This window comes from Oxalobacteraceae sp. CFBP 8761, assembly GCA_014841595.1.
GTDB lineage: Bacteria > Pseudomonadota > Gammaproteobacteria > Burkholderiales > Burkholderiaceae_D > Telluria.
The window spans coordinates 85,356-107,499 of record JACYUE010000004.1 but is presented as its reverse complement, the minus strand read 5'-3'; the positions used below and the strand labels follow the sequence as shown (position 1 = coordinate 107,499).

The following is a 22,144-nucleotide window of genomic DNA, read 5'->3' as shown; positions in this document are numbered from 1 at the left end:
CTGGAAAATACAGTCCGCGCCCCGCCGCGCCTCATCACTCCCAGGGCTGGTAAGCGATGCCCTGGCCGATCAGGTCCGCCACTGCCGCAACGTTTTCACCGCTTTCGCTGAACGAGGCCAATACGCCTGCCACGTTGTCGCGGCCCGAGTCGAGGACGTCGAGCCAGAAGGCGAAGCCACTGTCGTCCGGCGCACGGTCCAGCACATTGCGGTAGAGCAGACCGACCACGGCGGCATTGCTCGGCGCCGCGCCGTACATGTCACGGAACTCCCGCGAATCGGCAAACCCGCCGGCGACAGCGCCGAGCGATGCGCCGCGATCGAGTGCGGCGATCCAGTAACCCAGACCAATTTCGTCGGGCGCGCGGTCAAACGCGGCGCGGTAAATGCGGTAGGCCTGGCCGGCGGCGCCGTCCAGATCCAGGGCCAGCGTGCGGTTGGCAAATTGCAGACGTTCGACGGACTCGAGCTGGTCGCGGTTGTCGTTCATGCCTGCTACCCGTTCATGGATGGTCCAGGTGCCGGTCGCGGCCGAGCCGGCAATCGTGTAGTTGTCGCGTCCGGCCGTGTAACGGACGGTGTCGATCCCGGCGCCGCCATGCAGCAGGTCGCCGCCGGCCCCGCCAATGAGCACGTCGTTGCCGTCGTCACCATACAACCGGTTGTTGCCAAGGCTGTCCTCCAGAACGTCGTTACCGTCGCCGCCGTGCAATTCATCGTTGCCTTCATTGCCGTTCAGGAAATCCCTGCCGTCGCCACCCTCGAGCACGTCGTTGCCAGCGCCACCGTTGATGGTGTCATTGCCGGCCAGGCCGCGTACCAGATCGTCGAGCCGGCCACCGGAGAGGCGATCGTCGAGCAGGCTGCCAGCGACCGTCTGGCCGCGCGACGAGCCGTCCGGATGGCTGCCCTCATGGAAGTTGTCGGACGTGAAGGCACTGACCGTCGTGTTCTCGAGCACAACTTGGGTCGCAAACGTGCGTGGACCGGCCGCGCCGTCTGCATCGATCTGGAGCAGCACGTGGCTGCCATACTGCACCATGCGCGCGCCGCCGCCCGTGCCGAAGGGATTGTCGGCGCGGTAGTAAAAGAAGGAAAAAACGTCCAGCATATCGCCGCCGGCGCCGGTCTGGAAATCACGGATCGTGAGCACTGCGGCCGGATCGTTGAATTCGTTGAACCTGTAATGGTCGCTGCCGCTGCCACCCGTGACGTCGATCCGGCGCGACGTGTCCAGATATTGGAACCTCATCGTATCGTCGCCCTCGCCGCCATCGATCTGCAGGCCTGGCGCGTCGGCCGGTTCGCTGCCGTGGCTCAGCGTGATCTCATCGTTGCCGGCGCCGCCGATGATCTTTCTGACCGCGCCGCCGCGCAGGGTGTCGTTGCCGGCGCGCCCGTCGAGCTGGTCGTCGCCATCGCCGCCATCGATCGTATCGTCCTGTGTGTCGCCCACCAGCACATCATTTCCAGCGGTGCCGGTCTGCACGCTGCCCTGGCTGCTGCCATTGGGGTGGTAGCCGTTGACGAACTGCGTGCTGCCGAGCGATGCCAGCGAGACGTTGGCCAGGACCGCCGCCAGCTCGAACGCATGCGTGCTGCCCGCGACACCGTCAAGATCGATGTACAACGCAACGTCCGCACCTTCCTGGCGTGCGTTCAGATAACCGGCAGCGCCGAAGGGATTGTCCGTCAGGCCATACGGAAGACCACGGCTCAGGTCGATGCGGTCGGCGCCGCCAAAGTCGGTGATGATCAGGTTGGTGCCGGTTGCCAGGACTTCGAACAGGTCGGCGCCGGCCCCGCCGCTGGCACGGATCGCCACGGCGTTGCGCGTCTCGTCGAACACCAGGGTGTCGTTGCCATCTCCGCCGTCGACAGTGATGGTGCGGCCCGGCGCACCGTTGCCGCGCAGGTTCAGGTAGTCGTCGCCGGCGCCTGCCAGCATGGTGTCGGCGCCGCTGCCACCGGACAGATAATCATTGCCGATGCCACCCTCGAGCAGATTGGTGCCTTCCGAGTAGCTCTCGAGCCGGTCTTTGCCTGCGCCGCCGCGCAGGACGTTGTCACCGGCACCGTCGCGCAGCGTGTCATCGCCGTCGCCACCGTCGAGCATGTCGTTGCCGGCGCCGCCGAACAGAGCGTCGTTACCGCCCAATCCCAGCAGCCGGTCGTCGAGCACCGTGCCGTTGAGCATGTCGTTACCGGCAGTACCGGTCAGGAGCATGCCGGTGGTGCCACCGCGCGGATCGAAGCCATCGACGAAATTGGCTGCGCCGACCTGCCCGGGCGTGACGCCCCGCAGCGTGACCAACGTGAGATAGAGCGCAGGATCGCCCGTGCTCTGTTTTTGCAGCAGGGTGTCGGCGCCGGACGCGACCAGTCGCAGGATACCCGTGTCGAAGGGATTGCCGACCGGTTCGACGTTGAACATCCGGCGGATGTCGATCTGGTCGCCGCCCGCGCCGGTCGTGAAGTCGGTGATCACGATCTCTTGCGCTAAATTAAGCGGACCAAACTGGTTCAGGACGAAGCGATCGCTGCCGGCACCACCGGCCAGGCTGCCGGTGCCCACCATGACGCCCGCGATATCGATTGCAATGGTGTCGTCGCCGGCGCCGCCATCGGCGACGGTTGCCACGCCGTTCGTGAACCAGCTGATCTGGATATAGTCGTTGCCGGCGCCGCCAGCGTAGGTGCTGCCGCTGGAACCGGTCAAGGTATCGTTACCGTTGCCGCCGAAAAAGTGGTTGGCGCCGAGGCTGTCTTCGATCCGGTCATCCCCGTCGCCGCCTTCGATGCGGTCGTCGCCGCCGCCGCCTCGCAGGTCGTCATTGCCACCGTAACCGTAGATCGTGTCATTCCCCTCACCGCCGTCGATGTTGTCGCGCTGGTCGCTGCCATGGATGGTGTCATTCTGTTCAGTACCGGTCAGGTTGACGGGGCCGGGGCCGGGGCCGGCGCTTTGGAGCAGGGCATTGATCATGCGAAAAATCCAGTGAATATCGTAATGGCCGTGACTATTGCGGAACTGCACATCCCTGTCCAGATAATTGACAGCCTGATGCGTTTTGCATACAGATCGCGCACGCCATACAGTTGCTGCGCCGCAGCAAATTTACAAATCACTTACAATTACGTGGTCATTTAACTATCACAACGCCCCGCGCGTTCTGTCTCTGGAGAAACTATGCAGACAGCATTATCGGCGGGCTTCATCCTCGCCATCGTTCTGTGGGGTGTCATTTCGCCCGATACCATGGGCCCGGTCTTCGAGACCGCGCTTGCTACCGTCACCCGCAATTTCGGGTGGTTCTACCTCTGGGTCGTCCTCGGCATGGTGGTGTTCGTTGCCTTCCTGGCCTTCAGCCGTTATGGCAACCTGAAACTCGGCGGCGATGACGACGAGCCGGAATTCGCACTCGGCAGCTGGTTTTCGATGCTGTTTGCTGCCGGCATGGGCATCGGCCTCGTGTTCTTTGGCGTGGCCGAACCAATCTCGCACTACATCGAAGCGCCACCCGGCACCGTGTCGAACACGCCGGAAGCGGCGGGCGCCGCCATGCGCTATACGTTCTTCCACTGGGGTATCCACCCGTGGGCGGTGTACAGCGCCGTGGCGCTGGCCATTGCCTTCTTCCAGTACCGGCGCGGCGGTGTCGCCCTGGTCAGCACCGTGACGGACGCGCTGCCGTGGCCGATCGTCAAGCACATGGGCGGGTTCTTCAACGGCCTGGCCGTGGTCGCGACCGCCTTCGGTGTCGCAGCGTCGCTTGGCGTGGGAGCGCTGCAGATCAACAATGGCCTGAATACCGTGTTCGGCCTGCAAGTGAGCGAGGCGTCGCAGATCGGCATCATCGTGCTGGCTACCGTCATGTTCCTCGGGTCGGCCGTCAGCGGTGTCACGCGCGGCGTGAAGATCCTCTCGAACGCCAACATGTCCCTGGCCGCGCTGCTGGCGCTGGCCGTGTTCATCCTTGGCCCGACCGTGGCGATCATCGACACGCTGACCAGCACGCTGGGCAACTACGTCACCGAATTCGTCCGCATGAGCCTGCGCGCGACGCCGTTCCGCGACAGCACCTGGGTCGGCAGCTGGACCATCTTCTACTGGGCCTGGTGGATTTCGTGGTCGCCATTCGTGGGCCTGTTCATCGCCCGCGTCTCGCGTGGCCGCACGATCCGTGAATTCATCCTGGGCACGATGCTGGCGCCGACTCTGGCGGCGTTCATCTGGTTCTCGATCTTTGGCGGCACGGCGCTGCACATGCAGATCTGGCAGCAGATCCCGATTGCCGACGCCGTGCGCGCCGACACGGCCACTGCGCTGTTCGCGATGTTCGACGCAATGCCGTTCGGTATGCTGATGTCGGGCGTGGCCACGATCCTGGTGCTGGTGTTCTTTGTCACGTCGGGCGATTCGGCCGTGCTGGTGCTGGGCATGATGAGCAGCGGCGGCAATCCGAATCCGTCGACCCGCACCAAGCTGCTGTGGGGCGGCCTGATCGCCGGTATTGCGATCAGCCTGTTGCTGGCAGGGGGATTGAAGGCGCTGCAGACCGCGACCATCGTGTTTGCCGTGCCGTTCTCGCTGGTCATCATCCTGATGCTGATCTCGCTCTGGCGTGGGGTGCGTGAAGACTGGACGGCGCACGAGAAGCAGGAACGCGAACTGCGCCGTCGGGTGCGCCAGATCGTCGAGAAGTAAGCGTCAATCTCGTACGACACGAACGGCCAGCCGCAGTTGCGGGCTGGCCGTTTTTTCATGCGCTGATGCTCCACAGCGAGCTGTCAAATTTCCTCCCGTCATCGACTTGGCACACTAACGGGCCATGCCACGTAGGCGCATGCGCCGCTGCCGCCCGGTCTGTGACCTGGCGAACAGAGCATCAATCGTGCGACTCCCAAAGTAGGTGTTTTATTCACCGAACGCCTCACGAAGGGAACCCAATGAAAGCACTTGTCTACAACGGACCATGCGACGTCCAGATCAAGAACGTGCCGGATGCCACGATCGAGAAGCCGACCGATGTGCTGGTGCGCATCACGACCACCAACATCTGCGGCTCTGACCTGCACATGTACGAAGGTCGTACCAGCATGGAAACGGGCCGCATTCTGGGTCACGAAAACATGGGTGAAGTCATCGCTGTCGGCAAGGCCGTCGACCGCGTCAAGGTCGGCGACATGGTCTGCCTGCCATTCAATATCGGTTGCGGCTTTTGCGAAAGTTGCGAGCGCGGCCTGACCGGTTTTTGCCTGACCTGCAACCCGGGCAACGCGGGTGCGGCCTACGGCTTTGCCGGCATGGGCCCGTACAGCGGTGGCCAGGCTGAACTGCTGCGCGTGCCATACGGCGACTTCAATTGCCTGGTGCTGCCAAAGGATGCACAGGAAAAGGAAAACGATTACGTGATGCTGTCGGATATTTTCCCGACCGGTTACCACGCAACCGAACTGGCGCAGATGAAGCCGGGCGACTCGGTGGCCATCTATGGCGCTGGTCCGGTGGGCCTGATGGCCGCGATGTCGGCTTTCCTCAAGGGCGCAAGCCGCGTGTTCGTCGTCGACCCGAACAAGGACCGCCTGGCGCTGGCCGAGAAGATGGGCGCGATCGGCATCAATGACATCGAAGGCGACGGCGCGGCGCAGATCAAGGAACTGACGGACGGCCAGGGCGCCGATTGCGGTTGCGAATGCGTGGGCTACCAGTGCTGCGACAAGCATGGCAAGGAAGTGCCGAACCTGACGATGAACAATCTGGTCGAAGCAGTCAAGCCAACCGGCGGCATCGGTGTGGTGGGCGTGTTCCTGCCCGAAGATCCGGGTGCGAAGGACGAGCTGGCCAAGGAAGGCAAGCTGGCGTTCGACTACGGCAAATTGTGGTTCAAGGGCCAGCGCATCGGCAACGGCCAGGCCAACGTCAAGGCGTACAACCGCAGCCTTGCCAAGCTGATCCACGCCGGCCGCGCCAAGCCGTCGCAGATCATCTCGCACGAGCTGTCGCTGGACGAAGCGCCGCACGCGTACAAGAAGTTCGATGAGCGCGCTGATGGCTGGACCAAGGTGATCCTGAAGCCGGGCCAGTAAGTTGCAACGTGGGCCGGGGCAGCCCGGTTCACGTCATTGCTGAAAGGAGCATGAGCATGACGACAACGTTCAAGGCCGGTGACAAGGTGGAGTGGGAGTCATCCCAGGGCACGGTCACCGGCAAGATCAAGAAGAAGTTGACAGCGCCGACCGACATCAAGAGTCACCATGTCGCGGCGTCCAAAGAACATCCGGAATACCTGGTGGTCAGCGACAAGACCGGGGCAGAGGCGGCGCACAAGGCGTCGGCGCTGAAGAAAGCGTAGTTGCCTGTGCTGGTCTGATGATCAGCGTTGCGCTGGCGCTGTCTGCTGTTTCGTCCCGGACTCGACGACGCAGCTGCGCTTGCACTGCTGGTAGGACTTGTCACAGCGATCAGCGCGGTCGAGCCGGCGGTGCGTGTCGCCTGCAGCTTGCAGGGCGCGCGCGCCCTGGCCCGGCACTGCGCCCTCGGCCGTTCGCGCCAGCGGATTGCGGGCAGCGGTCTCGGGCGGCGGCACAAAGCGTTCCTTGCCACCCGAACTGGCCTCGACGCGGCATTCGCGCTGCGTCGATTCGCACATCGAGGTACAGAAATTCGTGTCGGCTGCCAGCGCCGGGCCGGTTGCCAGCATGCCGAGGCACGCCATCAGCGACGCGGCCGGCGCAGCAAGGCAGGTCAATGCAAGTCGAAAGGTCATGGCGTGAAGTCGAACGTGGAAAATTGCCAGTCTACGGCATCGGTATCGCTGAAAACTCACGCATTCTCATCCACGTCGCCCATGCTTTAAGATTCGGTTCACCTTGTCGCGCAAGCATGGCAAGGCATTCCATTCACTCATTCCACATCATGCGCATTCTGCTCGTCGAAGACGACCTCTCCCTTGGCGACACCATCCAGGCCTGGTTGCGCCTCGATGGTCACGCCGTCGACTGGGTCCAGCGTGGCGACTCGGCGCAGACGGCCCTGATGACCCATCGCTATGACTGCGTGCTGCTCGACCGCGGCTTGCCGGGCCTGTCCGGCGACGCCTTGCTGGGCCAGTTGCGCGCCGCCGGCAATGGCGTGGCCGTCATCCTGATCACGGCCTTCAATGCGCTCGCCGATCGCGTCGAAGGCCTGGACCTGGGCGCCGACGATTACCTCGTCAAGCCGTTCGAACTCGAGGAAATGTCGGCCCGTATCCGCGCGGCCGTGCGCCGCGGCGCCAACCAGGTGAGCAATGACCTCGTGCACGGCGAGATCGCCCTGAACCTGGACACCAAGGCGGCCAGCCTGCGCGGCGTGCCTGTCGCGCTGACGGCGCGCGAGTACAACGTGCTGTATGCGCTGCTGCTGCGCAAGAACAGCATCGTCACCCGCGCCCAGATCGAAGAGACGCTGTACGGCTGGGGCGACGAAGTGGAGAGCAATGCCATCGAGGTCTACGTGCACAACCTGCGCAAGAAGTTCGGCAGCGACAGCATCGTCACCGTGCGCGGGCTGGGCTACCGGATGAAGACCGATGGTGAATGATTTGCCGGTGAAGCCGTGGTCGCTGCGCCGGCGCCTGTTGACGGCCATCGTTGCTGCCAGCACCGTGCTGTGGCTGGCCAGCCTGGGCATCGTCACCGTCATCGCCTGGCAGGAAACCAATGACGTGTTCGACGATGCGCTGGAAGAATCGGGCCACATGATCATGGCCGCCACCACCGACTGGAACGAGCGCGGCCTGTTGCTGCGGCCCGGGCTCGAGAGCCGGCCCGGCCGCAAGGTCGACATGCAGTACCAGATTGTGACGGACGGGCGCGTCATCCAGCGTACTGGCGGCGCGCCCGCGCAGCCGTTCGTGACGGATTTCGATGAGCAGGACGGCTTCGCCGACGTGCGCAACAACGGCGATCCGTGGCGCGTGTTCGTCGTGCGCGACGCGGCGCGCAGCGTCGAGGTGCAGGTTGGCCAGCAGCAGAGCAAGCGCTTCGATATCCTCGAAGAACTGGCCGAATCGCTGTGGCTGCCCGTGCTGGGCTTCCTGCTGCTGCTGGCGCTCGTGTGCTGGGTGCTGACCGGACGCGTGTTGAAACCCTTGCGCCAGACGGCGGCAACGATCGCGGCCAAGACACCGCACGACCTGACACAGGTGCCCACCGCCGGCCAGGCGCGCGAAGTGCTGCCGATCGTGCAGGCGCTCAATGGCGTGCTGGGCCGCCTGGAGGCGGCGCTGCAGGCCGAGCGCCGCTTCACGGCCGACGCTGCGCACGAGTTGCGCACGCCGCTGGCGGGGCTGCACATGCATGTGCAGCTGCTGCAGCGACAGCATCCCGAACTGGCCGCGCCGTTCCAGAAGCTGCGCCACGATATCGCGCGCACGACCGGGCTGGTCGACAGCCTCCTGACGCTGGCGCGTCTGGACCCGCTGGCGCGCGAACAACTGGTGCGCCAGCCCGTGCCCCTGCCGGCGCTGCTCGAGCGCCTCGTCGGCGCGCATGCGCAGGAAGCAGCGGCGCGCGGCATCACCATCGCCGTACACTGCGCGCTCGAACACGTCGAGGCCGACCCGCAGATGCTCGACATCGTGCTGCGCAACCTGCTCGACAATGCGCTGCGCTATTGCCCGGACGGCAGCCGCATTGCCATCGATGCGCGCCGGCACGGCGGGTTCGACCGCATTGCCGTGCGCGACAATGGCCCGGGTGTGGATGCCGCCAGCCGCGCGCGCCTGAGCGAGCGCTTCTTCCGCGTGCTGGGGCAGGGCCAGCCGGGCAGCGGACTCGGGCTGTCGATCGTCCGGCGCATCGCCGATCTGCACGGCATCGCGCTGGCCTTCGGTACAGGCCTGGACGGGCGCGGCCTGGGTGTCACGCTCGACTTCGATGCGCCCTTAAGATCGGTTTAATGTCCCGCCGGTGTAATGCGTCTGTGCCTGCCAACGCTGTGCAGGCAACGACCCACCAACTACCGAGGACTTGACCATGAAACGTATTTCGCACATCGCCTGCATCGCCCTGTTGATCACCGGTTCGGCCGCCGCTGTCGCCCAGACCGCGGCAACCCAGACTGCAACGCCGGCTGCAACCGCGACCGCCGCCCCGGCCGCCAAGGCCGCGCCATCGGGCTATGCCGGTCCGTCGGGCGCGCCGTTGATGACCGCCAAGGACTTGCTGGCCAATGGCAAGGATGACCAGTACGTGCGCCTCAAGGGCAAGCTCACCAGCCACAAGGGCGACGAGAACTACGAGTTCACCGATGCCAGTGGCAAGATCATGGTCGAGATCGACGCGGACCGTTTCCCTGCCGGCGTGACGGTCGATCACAACACGCTGGTGGAACTCACGGGCGAGTTCGACAAGGAAATGTTTGGCGACTCTACCGTGGACGTCGAGCAGATCAAGGTCGTCGCGCAGTAAGAACTGACGTGTTCGGGCGATAATGGTGGCTTCGCCGCCATGATTGACCGATTTGCCCATGCATTACGATTACGCCGACCTGACGCACAACTTCGACCCCGGCGCCCTGCAGCGTGGCCACGATTACGCCGATGACGGCCATGTCCTGGTCGCGCAGTGGCAGGCCGACCGGCTGGTCGGCGAAGTCGCCGGCAGCGGCGGGGCAACCTACCATCAGACCATCCGCGTGTTCACGCGCCGCGAGCAGGTCAACTTCGACGGTCGTTGCACCTGCCCCGTCGGCTACAACTGCAAGCACGTGGTGTCGGTCCTGATCAAGGACATCGAGTGCCGCGAACGCGAAGCCCGACAGGCCCCCGGCGCGGCCAACGCCGTCGCGCAGCACTGGCTCATGCAGCTCTCGCAGCTGAGCCAGATCACGCAGCCGGCACTGCCGGCCACGGGCGCCGTGACCATCCTGGCCTGGGTTCTGGTGCCGGATCTGCACGGCCACTCCCGGCTGCACCTGCGCAAGGGCCGCCAGGGCAAGCGCGCCGGCATCGGCGCCAGCTCCAGCGACGTCAACCACCACGGCCTGCTGCGCGATCCGCCTGCCTGGATCGCGACCGGTGACGTCGAACTGTTGCGGCAGTTTGCCGGCCTGGCCGCAGCGTCGGGCGGCCTGGGCGTCGCGCGGCCGCAAGGCGCGCTGGGCGCACGCCTGCTGGCCCAGCTGGTCGCGCAAGAGCGGCTGCTGCGCGCCCACACGCCAGAGGATCTGGCCCGTGGCCGGGTCGCGCCATTGCTGGCCGGCCCGAAGCGCGCGGCCGTGATCGACTGGCATCCGCTCGACGGCGATCCCGATGCGCTTCAGCTGAGCTGGCAATTTGCCGGTGGCGGCGCGCGCGAGCAGCAGATTCCCGACGAAGTATTGCCAACCGAACCGGCCTGCTACATCGATGGCGACCTGATCGGGGAGCTGACGCTGCCGGCTTTGCTGGCACCCTTGCCGCTGGAGATGCTGCTCGGCGCGGTGGAGCAGGCGCCGCTGCTGTGGCCGGAGCACCGCGCCAGCGTGGCGACGCGCATGGCCGAGCTTGGCCTGGATGGCGTGTTCCCGCTGCCGCAGGTGCTGGAAACGCGTGAGCGCAGCGACGTGGCGCCGGTACCTCTGCTGGTGCTCGACAGCATGCTGGCCAGGCAGCGCGGCGACTACCGCTGGTACGACCATGCCACGCTGATGTTCGACTACGATGGCTGGATTGCGGAACCCGACGACGGGCCTGTGCTGCGCCGCGTCGAAAACACCAGGGTCCAGCTCATCGTGCGCAATGCCGCGCTCGAGGCAGCGGCGCGGGCGCTGCTGACCGGGCTCGGGTTTGCCGAACCGCCACCCGACTCGCCACTGCTGGATCTGCCCGGTGCCTTGCAGCTTGCCGACGAGGCAGCCTGGGTCGGCTTCGTGCGCGATGCGCTGCCGCGCCTGGAGGCGGCCGGCTGGCAGGTCGAGATCGAAGCCGATTATCGCTACCACCTGGCCGAGGTCGATGACTGGTACGCCGAACTCGATGAAGAAGGCGAGGGCGGGCAAGCCTGGTTCGCGCTCGAGCTGGGCATTGTCGTGAATGGCCAGCGGCACGCGTTGCTGCCCTTGCTGCTCAAGATGATACGCGCCGCGCCGCAGGAGTTCGATCCGGTGGTCCTGGCCACGCGCGCCGACGAGGGCGACCTGGTGATCGAACTCGACGACGAAACACGCGTGGCCGTGACCTGGGGCCGCATCAAGCCGATCCTGGTCACGCTGGGCGAGCTGTACTTCAATGAGCGCATGGGCAGCCGGGTGCGCCTGCCGGTGATGGATGCGGCGCGGCTGGCCGAACTCGAGCGAGCAGCACACCTGCGCTGGATGGGCGGCGAGCGCCTGCGCGCACTGGGCCGCAAGCTCAACGACTTCGACGGCATCCGGCCGGTCGCGTTGCCCGTTGGCCTGCAGGCCGACCTGCGGCCCTACCAGCGCAGCGGCCTGGCCTGGCTGCAATTTTTGCGCGAGTATGAATTCGGCGGCATCCTGGCCGACGACATGGGCCTGGGCAAGACGATCCAGGCGCTGGCCCACATCCTGGTCGAGAAAGAAGCGGGGCGGCTCGATCGCCCGGCGCTGGTCGTGGCGCCCACGAGCCTGATGCCCAACTGGCAGGCCGAAGCGGCGCGGTTCACGCCCGGCCTGCGCGTACTGCTATTGCACGGCAAGGAGCGCACGGCGCTGTTCGATGGCATCGGCGACGTCGACGTGGTCCTGACCACCTACGCGCTGCTCGGGCGCGACGAAGTGGCGCTGCGCGGTCACCGCTATCACCTGTTGATCCTCGATGAAGCGCAGTACATCAAGAACAGCCGCAGCAAGGCGGCGCAGACAGCGCGCCTGCTCGACGCGCGCCATCGCCTGTGCCTGACCGGCACGCCGGTACAGAACCACCTGGGCGAATTGTGGTCGCAGTTCCATTTCCTGATGCCGGGCTTGCTGGGCGACGAGCGAGGCTTCAACACCGTGTTTCGCAAACCGATCGAGCAGGGCGGCGACATGGGTCGCAAGGACCTGCTGGTGCGGCGCCTGAAACCGTTCATGCTGCGCCGAACCAAGGACAAGGTCGCGACCGAACTGCCACCCAAGACCGAGATCATCCTGCCGGTCGAGCTCGGCGGCGTCCAGCGCGACCTGTACGAAACGGTGCGCGTGGCGATGGACCGCAAGGTGCGTGACGAGATCGATCGCAAGGGCCTGGCGCGCAGCCACATCGTGATTCTCGAGGCGCTGCTCAAGCTGCGCCAGGTGTGCTGCGATCCGCGCCTGCTCAAGACGGGCGCGGCCGGCGGTTCGGCCAAGCTCGAGGCGCTGATGGAATTGCTCGACACGCTCATCAGCGAAGGCCGCAAGGTGCTGGTGTTTTCGCAGTTTACGAGCATGCTGGCGCTGATTGCCGATGAACTCAACGCGCGCAGCATCGCCTACGTCGAACTCACCGGCAGCACGGTTGACCGCGCCGCGCCGGTGGCTGCGTTCCAGTCGGGGCAGGTGGGCGTATTCCTGATCAGCCTGAAGGCCGGCGGCGTGGGCCTGAATCTCACGGCGGCCGACACCGTCATCCACTACGATCCGTGGTGGAACCCGGCCAGTGAAAACCAGGCCACCGACCGCGCCTGGCGCATTGGCCAGACGCAGCCGGTCTTCGTCTACAAGCTGATCGCGCGCGGCACGCTGGAAGAAAAAATCCAGGACATGCAGCGCCGCAAGGGCGATCTGGCCAATGCCCTGTTGGCGGGCGACACCGAACTGGCGCCGGCCATCGGGGCCGACGACCTGCGCGAGATCTTCTCGCCGGCCGAACACGCACGGCCATAACGCAACAGGCCCGCCGAAATGGCGGGCCTGTCAGGGTTGGCGCGACCTTGCGGTCAGCCGACCTTAGGCTTTTTCGAGATGCGCCGCGAGCTGGCCGCGCAGTTCGTGACCGCTCGAGTGCGTGTAATCCTTGTTGAGCTCATGCGTGATGAGCGCCTTGACCTGCGGATCGATTGCCGTGCGCAGCAGGCCCAGGAACTCGGGCGATGCGGACACGATCAGGTGCTGGTACTGGCCTTTCTGCTGCCCTTGCAACAGGTACGCGGCGACGTCCTTGGCAAACTTTTGCGCTTCGTGCTCGGCTGGCGTGACCGCTGGCTGGTAGTCGCTGCCCGGCGCGCCTGCCTGGGTGGCGTGCTCGAAGCCGCCGCCCTGGCCGCCGCCGATATTGTGGCCGCTATTGCCGGCCGAGCGCGGGCTCAGTCGGTCGGTCACGATGTCGCTCACGCGCTGCTGTGCAGCAGGATTGACCATGTCTTCCACTTCTTGCAGCGACTTGGCAGATTTGGCATCGGCAAAAATACGTGCACGACCGGCATTGGCCGCGATAATCCAGGTTGTAGGCATAGAGTCCCCTGATTGAATGGTGAGTGGGCGCATCTGGCGCTGCGGAGCCTGGGCCCCGGCTGGCGCGATGCGCACGAAGGCCATCGCCGACAGTGGTGGCCACGAACGATACACAGCATCGGACCGCGCCCCCTGCCTGGCGACAAGTGATGATTTAGTATAGCCCTGTCAAAAAATCCACGTCGCACCGCGTTCCTGCCGTGCGCGCCTGGTGAGGTGCCGGATACCAAGTGGATCAATTTGCTGGTGGACGTGCAGTAGCGTACTGAACGGGGAGACTGCAGGGTGCAAGATGGATCCATCGACACTGCAAACACGGAAGGAACACTATCATGGGTAAATTTTTCATTGGCTGGCTCCTGGGCATCCCGGTCGTTGTACTGGTCATCCTGTACCTGATCTTCTGATCGACGAACGTTCGCAGCAAATAAAAACGCCACCTTGTAAGGTGGCGTTTTTATTTGCACGCTTCACGACGCCTGGCGCCGTGAAGCGTTTTATCCAACGATTACCAGCCGATATCCTTCAGCAGTGGCAGCGTCAGATCCTGCGGTGGCGACACCGACAGGGTCAGGTCCGAATTGATGCTTGGCTCCATCAGCAGGTTTGGCGATGCCGTCACGTCCCAGTGCGAGACCGACGAACCCGGTGCCAGCGTGGCTGGGGTGTACAGCAGCGGACGACCAAAGGCATCGGCGCCAGCCTTGCGGGTGTTGTCAACGGCAAACGTTGCAGTGACCGCACCGGCTTGTGCACGCGAGCCGTATGGCTTGGCGGCGGCCACGGCCGCTTTCAGCAGTTCGCCTTCCGCTTGCGTGATACCCACCGACGGGATGGTGACGCTGGCATCGGTGCCACCTGGAACGAGCGGGCCTGCCGCGTTGTTAGCCAGCACGACGCCGATCGCACCGGCGTTCTGTGCATTCTTGACCTTGAGGGCAAAAGCGCAGGCGCCGCGATTGATGATCGGTACCTTGCCGCGGACCGCTGCGGTATTGGCTGCATCGAATGGTGAGCATCCAGGCCCGATTTCACCAGCCTGAGGCGTAATCGTGGTCAGCACGCCAAGCTTGCCGGAGGTTGGTGCAACCGGGCCGAAGGATGATGCATTGAATTCCATCGTCGGGATGGTGCTGCCCGGGCCGGCTGATTTCAGCAGTGGCGTGCCGCGCAGGATGCTGGCGCCGGCAACCGAGTTGGCACCGGTCCAGGCCAGGCCCAACGGGTTGATCGCCGAGGCGCGGCGTTCGGACGACGTCATGTTCAGCCAGCTCTTCTTGGCTGTGTTGTCGTACATGAACTCTTCCCAGACGCTTGGCAGGCCGCCTTCGGACACATACGCCGAGCCCGCCGCATTGATGCGGAAACCAGTCGAGGTCTGCACGCTGACGACCGAGAAGCCCAGGCCGTGGCCCAGTTCGTGCAGCAGGGTTGCTGCAAAGTTCACCTGGCCGCTGGCATTGCCGTCCAGGCCCAGGTAGAAGCTGCTGCCTGCGAGGCAGTTCGGCTGACCGAGGTTGACGTTGAACTGGGTCTTGATGTCGACGTTGCCGTAGCCCGTGCCGTCGTCAGGAATGCCTGCAGTCAGGTTGACGCCGGCCAGCTTGTTGGCCAGTGCTGCCGGATACCAGGTGTTTTTCTTGCCGCCTGGGAAATTATTCCAGATATTCCATGCGCCGGCGCTGCCCAGCGTGGCCGAGGTGGCAGTGCAGTTCAGTGCTTCCCAGCCGGCTGACACGGTGATCGTCACGTTGCTCTGGAGATTGCGCTCCCAGATATCGGCAACGTGGCGGTACACGTTCATGCGTTGCTGGCCGAGCGTCGTGCCATTATTGCCGCCAACCGGTGCCACAGGGGTGGCATCGTTGAAGCCGAAGCCGGCTGGATCGCGGCTCTGGATGGTGATGGTTGCAGCTTGCGCGGCGATGCAGGTCAGGATGCTGGCGGTGGCCAGTACGGTGCGTGCGGCGGTGAGCGAGAAGGATGGGGTGCGCATGATTACTCCGTGACAGGCGTAATGGTGTGAACGTGGCCGGTCGAATCGGCATTCTGGGTGTCGCCGTGCGTAACGGTAATGCTGCCGTCGGCGTTACGAACTGCCACTGACGTGGTCATGAATTCGTCGGTCAGACGGGCGCCGCGCGCGCCGCTGCTGTGGGATTTCTGCAGGGTTGCTTTCGGTGCGATGCGCGCGTAGGCCCTGACGGACTGCGCTTTCAGCGCGACTGCTTCGGCAGGGGTGGCGCCGCGCAGCTTGCCGGTTTCGGCATCGCGCACGACGGTCAGGGACTCATTCGAGACGACCGGTGCTTCCTGGGCAATGGCGGACTGGCCGGCGAAACCCATCAGGGCAAAGGCAATGCCGGCGGCGCGCAGCGCGCGCAGGCCGGTTTGTTGTTTCTGGAACATGACACTCTCCTGGAAAAACCTGTTCGATGCAAAAGGTGCGAAGCGCAGTGTGCTTCGGCGGACAACGTGGCGTGGCGCGCTCAGGCGCGTTTGCGGCGACGTGCGGCAACCAGGCCCATGGCGCCAGCGGCCAGAATCAGGATGCTCGACGGTTCAGGCACGTCGACGATGACGGAGTCGAGGCCGACATAGTTCGACTCGGCCGTTTCGCCGGTGTATTGGAAGCCGAAGCGGGCAGAGCCCTCGCGTGGGCCGATCCAGGCCGTGTATTGCGTCCAGCCGTTCTTGCCAACGGTGAAGCTCGGGACCAGGTCAAATCCGATACCGTCAGTGTCGACAAAACCAAACGCGAACTTGTCGCTGAAGCCTTCTTCGTCGACTGCCCGCAGCCAGAACGAGACGGTTACGCCGAGCACGGTCGAGAATTCAGGGGTGTACAGCCAGTTGTTGAGTGTGCCGCCGTCGACACCGCTGTTGAAACTGGTGGCGACGAACGATTCCGGTGCGCCGCTTTGGGCATCGAATTTCGTTTGATCGCCCTGGAACCAATTGAGAGTACCAAGTGGAGCGCTCTTGTTGTCCACGATCCAGCCCTTGCTCTGGAGCGTGTTGACATTGTCAAAACCTTCATTGACTACGACCGCGGCGGATGCCGAAGCCATCATTCCGGAAACCAGCAATGCGAGTAATGCGTTCTTCATTCTATTGCGCTCCAAGTGTGTACGATGAACGGGGCCGCATTCGTGTCACAGCCCCTGTATCGGATGTCGTAACGATTATTCGACGACCATGGGAGTCAATGCATATTACGTGCCAGCAAAACAAGGCGTTGATTTCTATAAGGAATATTTTTCGAAATGAAAATTCAGTAATTAATTGTAAGATTTTCCGACAAATTTCATACGCTTGTCACATAAATAACGACACTTTATTTTTCAATTTGCGGCATGACGCTATTTTGTTGCCATTGAGTAGGTTTTATTGACGATTTGGCAGTGCCGCAGCATGCTGTGTTTACAGTGATTTTTCTGGAGCGGGACCACGATGCATCTTCTTTTTCCTTCACTGGCGCTCACCTGCCTGCTGGCTGGTTGTGCTGCTGTTCCGGCGCCCTCTGACGGCGACAGCTTCATGGCCACACTCAGAACCATGTGCGGGCAGCGCTTCGAGGGCGGCCAGACCTATGCGGTCGATCCGAACAACGAGTTCGCCAACAAGACCATCTCGACTGAAGTCATCTGCAACCCGGCCGATGTGCGCATGCCGGTCAAAGTTGGCGAAGATCGCTCGCGCACGTGGATTTTCACGCGCCCGGCAGCAGGGCTGGAATTGCGCCATGACCATCGTCACGCTGACGGCACGCCAGACAGGGTAACGATGTACGGCGGCATGGCGCAGCCCGGCGGCACTGCGCGCTCGCAGGCATTCCTGGCAGACGCTTATACTGCCCGGCTGGTTCCCGGCGCCGACACCAATTTGTGGACTGTGACTGTCAGTGAGGACGGCGCCGTGCTCACTTACCGCCTGGAGCGACACGCCAGGCCACGCGCCGAGTTCGTCATGAGGCGCGTGCCGGATTAAGCCGGCGTCCAGGTCGCCGTATCGGCCCGGAGCGTGTCAGCGAATGACAGGATCACCTCGTTCACGATGCCGGGCCGCTCCCGGTGCAGCCAGTGACCCGCGCCGTCGACGGTCACGGTGTCGTGCAATTGCGGCACCAGCCTGGGCATATCGGCAATGATGCGGTCCATGCCCGGTATCGCCATGCCCGGATCGCGCGATCCGACGGCAAACAGGGCAGGGACGCTGACCTGCATGCCATCGAGGCTGCCTTGCAACTGCCAGTTGCGGTCCAGGTTGCGGTAATAGTTCAGGGCGCCACGGAATCCGGCCTGCCCGAAGGCTGCAACCGCAGTATCCAGGCCGGATGCCAGCCAGTCGGGCACCTGGGCGGGGTCGGGCAGGTCGGGGAGCATGCCGCGCGCGGGCGCGACCATGCCGAACGGATTGGGTGTGCCGTCGCCTGCACAGCGCGGGCCGGCGTCGCCCGACGCGCCGTAATAGATCTTGCGCAGGGTGGCCGGGATGTCGCGCTCGAGTTCCTGCTCTGCAATCCCGGGTTCCTGGAAATACAGCGTGTAGAAGAGTGCGTCATCCGTGCGGGGAAACAGACCGGTGGGTGGGATGGGCGAGCGCGCCATCATCGGCACGCCCAGGGCCACGATACCTGCGATGCGGTCCGGCCGCATCAGGGCCAGTTGCCACGCGATCGTCGCGCCCCAGTCCGCACCGACGACGATGGCGCGTTCGATCGACAATGTATCGAGCAGGCCGATCAGGTCGCCCACCGCATGAAACACCGTATAAACATCGATTGCCAGTGGCGCCGATGACGCGCCAAACCCACGCAGATCCGGCGCCAGCACACGGTACCCAGCCGCGGCGAGTACCGGGATCTGCGCGCGCCATGCGTCGCCCGTTTCCGGAAAACCGTGGCAGAGCAGCAGGGTTGGCCCCTTGCCCGCCTCCAGATAAGACACGGTGATGCCATTGACCTTAGCCGAGTTGCGTCGCATGCTGCCCTCCATTGTTCAGTCGATGCGTAACATCATATGTTTCGGATTGGGTGGGGTCAAGTGGCGTAACATCATGTGTTACGGATTTTTGAAATTGTTATGTGGAGTAATAATGAGATACGACGCCAGACTGTCACGCATGCTGCATGTGCTGATTCACATGAGCAAACGCGGTGGCAGGACGACGTCCGACACGATCGCGCTGATGCTCAATACCAATCCCGTCGTCGTGCGACGCACCATGGGTTCGCTCAAACAGGCCGGCCTGGTGAGTTCGGATGGCGGTGCCGGTGGCGGCTGGTCGCTACAGCGGGACATCGGCAGCATCACGATCCTCGATGTTCATGAGGCACTTGGCTCGCCGCGGGCAATCGCCATCGCTGCCGCCGTCGATCACCCGGTGTGCCCGGTCGAACATGCCGTGGTCGGCGAACTAGGTGCGCTGTTCGGGGCAACAGAAGCGTTCATGCTCGAGCGTATGCGCGGCATCACGCTCGCTGCGATCGCCGACCAGATCGTCATACCAACGTGATACATGATGGCCGCGGGATTTGCCAGCCAATCCCGCCCCGTTCGACACCGTTGCATGCCATAGCGACAAGATAATTTTTAGATAGCTATAATCAATCGGTCGGCGTCTTCGTCCCATTGAAAGAGCTTCATGCGCTTCAGATCCATTCAATTGTCCCTGCGGTTCATCGTTCCGCTTGCCCTTGTGCTGGCGCTATTCGGGTATTTCGCCATTCCATGGATGGAAAACCTCACCCAGCGCTGGTTCGTGCGTGACCTGGACACACGCTCGCGCCTGGTATCGAGCACGCTGCAACAACCGTTGCTGACGTATCTCGAAGACGGTACCGGTGAACGCATTAACGACGCATTCGAGCGCGCGATCCAGGACGAGCGCCTGTATGCGCTGGCCCTGTGCTCGACCGACGGGATGCTGCTGTACAAGACCTCGACCTATCCGGCCACGCTCGGTTGCCGTGAGGGGCAGATCAGCAGCGAGGAGGATGGCGCGACGTCCAACCCGGTCGTGCGCCTGGCAGAGGGTCCGGTCCACGTCTCCACGCGCGAACTGATGCAGGATGGCGTGTCAGCCGGCCGCCTGGTGCTGGTACAGGACATGAGCTTCATCGAGCGCCGCAGCGCCGACACCAAGAAATACATCCTTGGCCTGTTCGTGCTGATGGCTGGCGCGATTTCGATGATCACCGTGATCATCGCCCACCTGAGCTGGCATGGCTGGGTGGCCGGCATGCGCGAAATGCTGCGCGGCGAACTGCTGCCGCGCTCGCCACGCCGCGGTGCGGCCCAGGCGGCGCCGGTCGAAGGCGACATGGCGCCGCTGGCCAGCGAGTTTCGCGCCATGCTCAACGATTACCAGCGCGAGCTGGCCGCCAGTCCGGTCGAGTCAACGACCTGGAGCCCGGAAACGCTGAAGCTGCTGCTGAATCAGGACCTGGCCGGCGACCAGATCCTCGTGGTGTCGAACCGCGAACCCTACATCCACGTGGCCACACCCGACGGCGTGAAAGTGCAGCGTCCGGCCAGTGGCCTGGTCACGGCGGTAGAGGCCGTGATGCGTGCCTGCTCCGGTACCTGGATCGCGCACGGCGCCGGTTCGGCCGACCGCGAGACGGTCGACGCCAACGACCACGTGCCGGTCCCGCCCGATAACCCGAGCTATACGCTGCGCCGCGTCTGGCTGTCGAAAGAAGAAGAGCAGGGCTATTACTATGGCTTTGCCAACGAAGGCCTGTGGCCGCTGTGCCATATCGCCCACGTGCGCCCCGTGTTCCGCTCGACCGACTGGGCCGAGTACGTGCGCGTGAACCAGCGCTTTGCCGACGCCGTGATCGCCGAAGCGCGCTCCGACAACCCGGTCGTGCTGGTACAGGATTATCACTTCGCGCTGCTGCCGCGCATGGTGCGCGCGGTGCTGCCAAAGGCAACCATCATCACGTTCTGGCACATCCCATGGCCAAATCCGGAATCGTTCGGCATTTGCCCATGGCGCGAAGAAATCCTCGACGGCATGCTGGGCAGCACGATCCTGGGCTTCCACACGCCGTTCCACCGCAAGAATTTCCTCGACACGGTCGACCGCTACCTGGAAACCCGCATCGAGGACGAAGCCTCGACCGTCAGCTACGGCAACCAGCTGACGCAAGTAAAACCGTATCCGATCTCCATCGCCTGGCCCGACGAGATCCCGGGCGAACCCGATATCGCCGCCTGCCGCGCCGAGATCCGCCAGGCGCTGTCGCTGCCGGCGGATCAGTTGCTGGGCATCGGCGTCGACCGGCTCGACTACACCAAGGGCATCGTGGAACGCTTCGAAGCAGTCGAGCGCATGTTCGAACTGTATCCGGAAATGATCGGCAAATTCACGTTCGTGCAGATCGCCGCGCCCACCCGCTCGTCGCTGGACGAATACCAGAACCTGGAAACGCGCGTGCGCGGCCTGGCGCAGCGGATCAATGACCGCTACGCCAGCGGTACCTACCTGCCGATCGTGCTGAAAACCGAGCATCACGAACAGCGCCAGTTGCGCACGTACTTCCGCGCGTCGGACGTCTGCAGCGTGACCAGTCTGCACGACGGCATGAACCTGGTGGCCAAGGAATTCATCGCTGCCCGCGACGACGAAGGCGGCGCGCTGATCCTGAGCCAGTTCACCGGCGCGGCGCGCGAGCTGCATGAAGCGCTGATCGTCAATCCCTACCACATCGAAGAAGGCGCCGAAGCGCTGTATCAGGCGCTGCGCATGCCGCGCGACGAGCAGCGCGAACGGATGCGCAGCATGCGCCGCCGGGTGCGCGACTTCAACGTGTATCGCTGGGCCGGGCGCATGCTGCAGGATGCAGCGCGCCTGCGCCAGCGCGAGCGCGTCAAGTCGCGCATCGTCTCGCTCAGCCAGGATCGCGTGCGCAGGGGGGAAGCATGATCACTGACAATGACAACCTGCAGGCCGCACTCGACCTGCTGGCTGCGCCCGATTGCGCGCTGTTTCTCGACTTCGACGGCACGCTGGTGGACATCGCGCCGTTGCCCGACCAGGTGATCGTCACCGACATGCTGCACGCCGCGCTGCCGCTGCTGCAGACGCGCCTGAACGGGCGGTTGGCCCTCGTGTCGGGCCGGCCCATCAACGAGCTCGACAAATTGCTGGCGCCGCTGACGTTCCCTGCAGCCGGCGTGCATGGCATGGAGCGACGCGGCGTGGATGGCGTCGTGCGCCGCCTGACGCCACCCGACTTCGACCTGGTGCGCCAGGCCGCGCAGGGGCTGGCGGCGCGTCATCCCGACCTGTGGGTCGAAGAAAAACACGGCGCGCTGGCGCTGCATTTCCGCCAGGCGCCCGAGCTGCAGGCGCTGTGCACCGACGCGATGCGCGTGGCGGTGGACGCCAGCCCGGGCCTGTTGCTGATGGAAGGCAAGATGATCGTCGAGGTCAAGTCGAACGCCGTCAGCAAGGGCACGGCGATCCGCGACTTCCTGGCCGACGCGCCGTTCGCCGGTTACCGGCCCCTGTTCATCGGCGACGACACGACCGACGAAGCAGGTTTTGCACAAGTACAAAGTATTGGCGGGATCGGCCTGAAGGTCGGCCCGGGCCCCACCGTGGCCCAGTGCCGTATCGCGTCGGCGGAACAATTGCGCATCGTACTGTCGCAAGCGGCCGCCGCGCCAACCATTGGAAAGGACATACCCCATGAATGATGATTCCCACGAGTCGACCATGAGCACAGGC

At 64.1% G+C, this 22,144-nt stretch carries 18 protein-coding genes; 11 read left to right on the top strand and 7 right to left on the bottom strand.

What is annotated here, in order from left to right:
• Positions 1-34: 34 nt before the first annotated feature.
• Positions 35-2,986: a DUF4214 domain-containing protein gene (locus tag IFU00_20050; GenBank protein ID MBD8544573.1), complete on the bottom strand. Its 2,952-nt coding sequence runs from the start codon at positions 2,984-2,986 to the stop codon at positions 35-37.
• A gap of 204 nt (positions 2,987-3,190) precedes the next feature.
• On the opposite strand from IFU00_20050, the gene IFU00_20045 reads away from it, so the two are divergent.
• The 3 genes from IFU00_20045 to IFU00_20035 all read left to right on the top strand — a co-directional run bounded on the left by IFU00_20045 (position 3,191) and on the right by IFU00_20035 (position 6,356).
• Entirely contained in the window at positions 3,191-4,708 is a 1,518-nt protein-coding gene (locus tag IFU00_20045; protein MBD8544572.1) for a BCCT family transporter, read from the top strand.
• A 242-nt stretch (positions 4,709-4,950) separates the two neighbouring features.
• Entirely contained in the window at positions 4,951-6,090 is a 1,140-nt protein-coding gene (locus IFU00_20040) for a glutathione-independent formaldehyde dehydrogenase (protein ID MBD8544571.1), read from the top strand.
• Positions 6,091-6,146: 56 nt separating this feature from the next.
• Positions 6,147-6,356: a DUF2945 domain-containing protein gene (locus tag IFU00_20035; GenBank protein ID MBD8544570.1), complete on the top strand. Its 210-nt coding sequence runs from the start codon at positions 6,147-6,149 to the stop codon at positions 6,354-6,356.
• 21 nt (positions 6,357-6,377) lie between these two features.
• Here the strand turns inward: IFU00_20035 and IFU00_20030 are convergent, their stop codons facing one another.
• Positions 6,378-6,770, bottom strand: a complete 393-nt coding sequence (locus IFU00_20030) for a hypothetical protein (protein ID MBD8544569.1) — start codon at positions 6,768-6,770, stop codon at positions 6,378-6,380.
• A gap of 149 nt (positions 6,771-6,919) precedes the next feature.
• On the opposite strand from IFU00_20030, the gene IFU00_20025 reads away from it, so the two are divergent.
• The 4 genes from IFU00_20025 to IFU00_20010 all read left to right on the top strand — a co-directional run bounded on the left by IFU00_20025 (position 6,920) and on the right by IFU00_20010 (position 12,835).
• Positions 6,920-7,585, top strand: coding sequence for a response regulator transcription factor (locus IFU00_20025; protein MBD8544568.1), 666 nt, complete (start codon positions 6,920-6,922; stop codon positions 7,583-7,585).
• Positions 7,575-8,945 carry a sensor histidine kinase N-terminal domain-containing protein gene (locus tag IFU00_20020; protein ID MBD8544567.1) on the top strand — a complete coding sequence of 457 codons (1,371 nt, stop codon included), beginning with the start codon at positions 7,575-7,577 and terminating at the stop codon, positions 8,943-8,945. Before IFU00_20025 ends, IFU00_20020 begins: the two co-directional genes overlap by 11 nt.
• A 76-nt stretch (positions 8,946-9,021) precedes the next feature.
• Complete coding sequence (locus IFU00_20015; GenBank protein ID MBD8544566.1) at positions 9,022-9,456, top strand: NirD/YgiW/YdeI family stress tolerance protein; 435 nt, start codon at positions 9,022-9,024, stop codon at positions 9,454-9,456.
• Between the two features lie 58 nt (positions 9,457-9,514).
• A complete protein-coding gene (locus IFU00_20010; GenBank protein MBD8544565.1) occupies positions 9,515-12,835 on the top strand; it encodes a DEAD/DEAH box helicase in 3,321 nt (1,106 codons plus the stop codon).
• Between the two features lie 63 nt (positions 12,836-12,898).
• On the opposite strand, the gene IFU00_20005 is transcribed toward IFU00_20010, so the two are convergent.
• From IFU00_20005 to IFU00_19990, 4 genes are all read right to left on the bottom strand, one after another.
• A complete protein-coding gene (locus tag IFU00_20005; protein MBD8544564.1) occupies positions 12,899-13,402 on the bottom strand; it encodes a host attachment protein in 504 nt (167 codons plus the stop codon).
• Between the two features lie 508 nt (positions 13,403-13,910).
• Positions 13,911-15,398, bottom strand: coding sequence for a peptidase (locus tag IFU00_20000; GenBank protein MBD8544563.1), 1,488 nt, complete (start codon positions 15,396-15,398; stop codon positions 13,911-13,913).
• Between the two features lie 2 nt (positions 15,399-15,400).
• On the bottom strand, positions 15,401-15,811 hold the full coding sequence (locus tag IFU00_19995) for a hypothetical protein (protein ID MBD8544562.1): 411 nt from the start codon (positions 15,809-15,811) through the stop codon (positions 15,401-15,403).
• 80 nt (positions 15,812-15,891) lie between these two features.
• A complete protein-coding gene (locus IFU00_19990) occupies positions 15,892-16,512 on the bottom strand; it encodes a PEP-CTERM sorting domain-containing protein (protein ID MBD8544561.1) in 621 nt (206 codons plus the stop codon).
• Between the two features lie 430 nt (positions 16,513-16,942).
• Here IFU00_19990 and IFU00_19985 point away from each other — a divergent pair, with 430 nt between their 5' ends.
• Positions 16,943-17,392 carry a hypothetical protein gene (locus tag IFU00_19985; protein ID MBD8544560.1) on the top strand — a complete coding sequence of 150 codons (450 nt, stop codon included), beginning with the start codon at positions 16,943-16,945 and terminating at the stop codon, positions 17,390-17,392.
• On the opposite strand, the gene IFU00_19980 is transcribed toward IFU00_19985, so the two are convergent.
• Positions 17,389-18,387, bottom strand: a complete 999-nt coding sequence (locus IFU00_19980; protein ID MBD8544559.1) for an alpha/beta hydrolase — start codon at positions 18,385-18,387, stop codon at positions 17,389-17,391. The genes IFU00_19985 and IFU00_19980 overlap by 4 nt on opposite strands.
• A 112-nt stretch (positions 18,388-18,499) precedes the next feature.
• Between IFU00_19980 and IFU00_19975 the strand changes: the two genes are divergently transcribed.
• From IFU00_19975 to otsB, 3 genes are all read left to right on the top strand, one after another.
• Complete coding sequence (locus IFU00_19975; GenBank protein MBD8544558.1) at positions 18,500-18,919, top strand: Rrf2 family transcriptional regulator; 420 nt, start codon at positions 18,500-18,502, stop codon at positions 18,917-18,919.
• A gap of 129 nt (positions 18,920-19,048) precedes the next feature.
• Positions 19,049-21,337, top strand: coding sequence for a trehalose-6-phosphate synthase (locus IFU00_19970; GenBank protein ID MBD8544557.1), 2,289 nt, complete (start codon positions 19,049-19,051; stop codon positions 21,335-21,337).
• Positions 21,334-22,113: a trehalose-phosphatase gene (gene otsB / locus IFU00_19965; protein ID MBD8544556.1), complete on the top strand. Its 780-nt coding sequence runs from the start codon at positions 21,334-21,336 to the stop codon at positions 22,111-22,113. The genes IFU00_19970 and otsB overlap by 4 nt, the downstream gene beginning before the upstream one ends.
• The last annotated feature ends 31 nt before the right edge of the window (positions 22,114-22,144 follow it).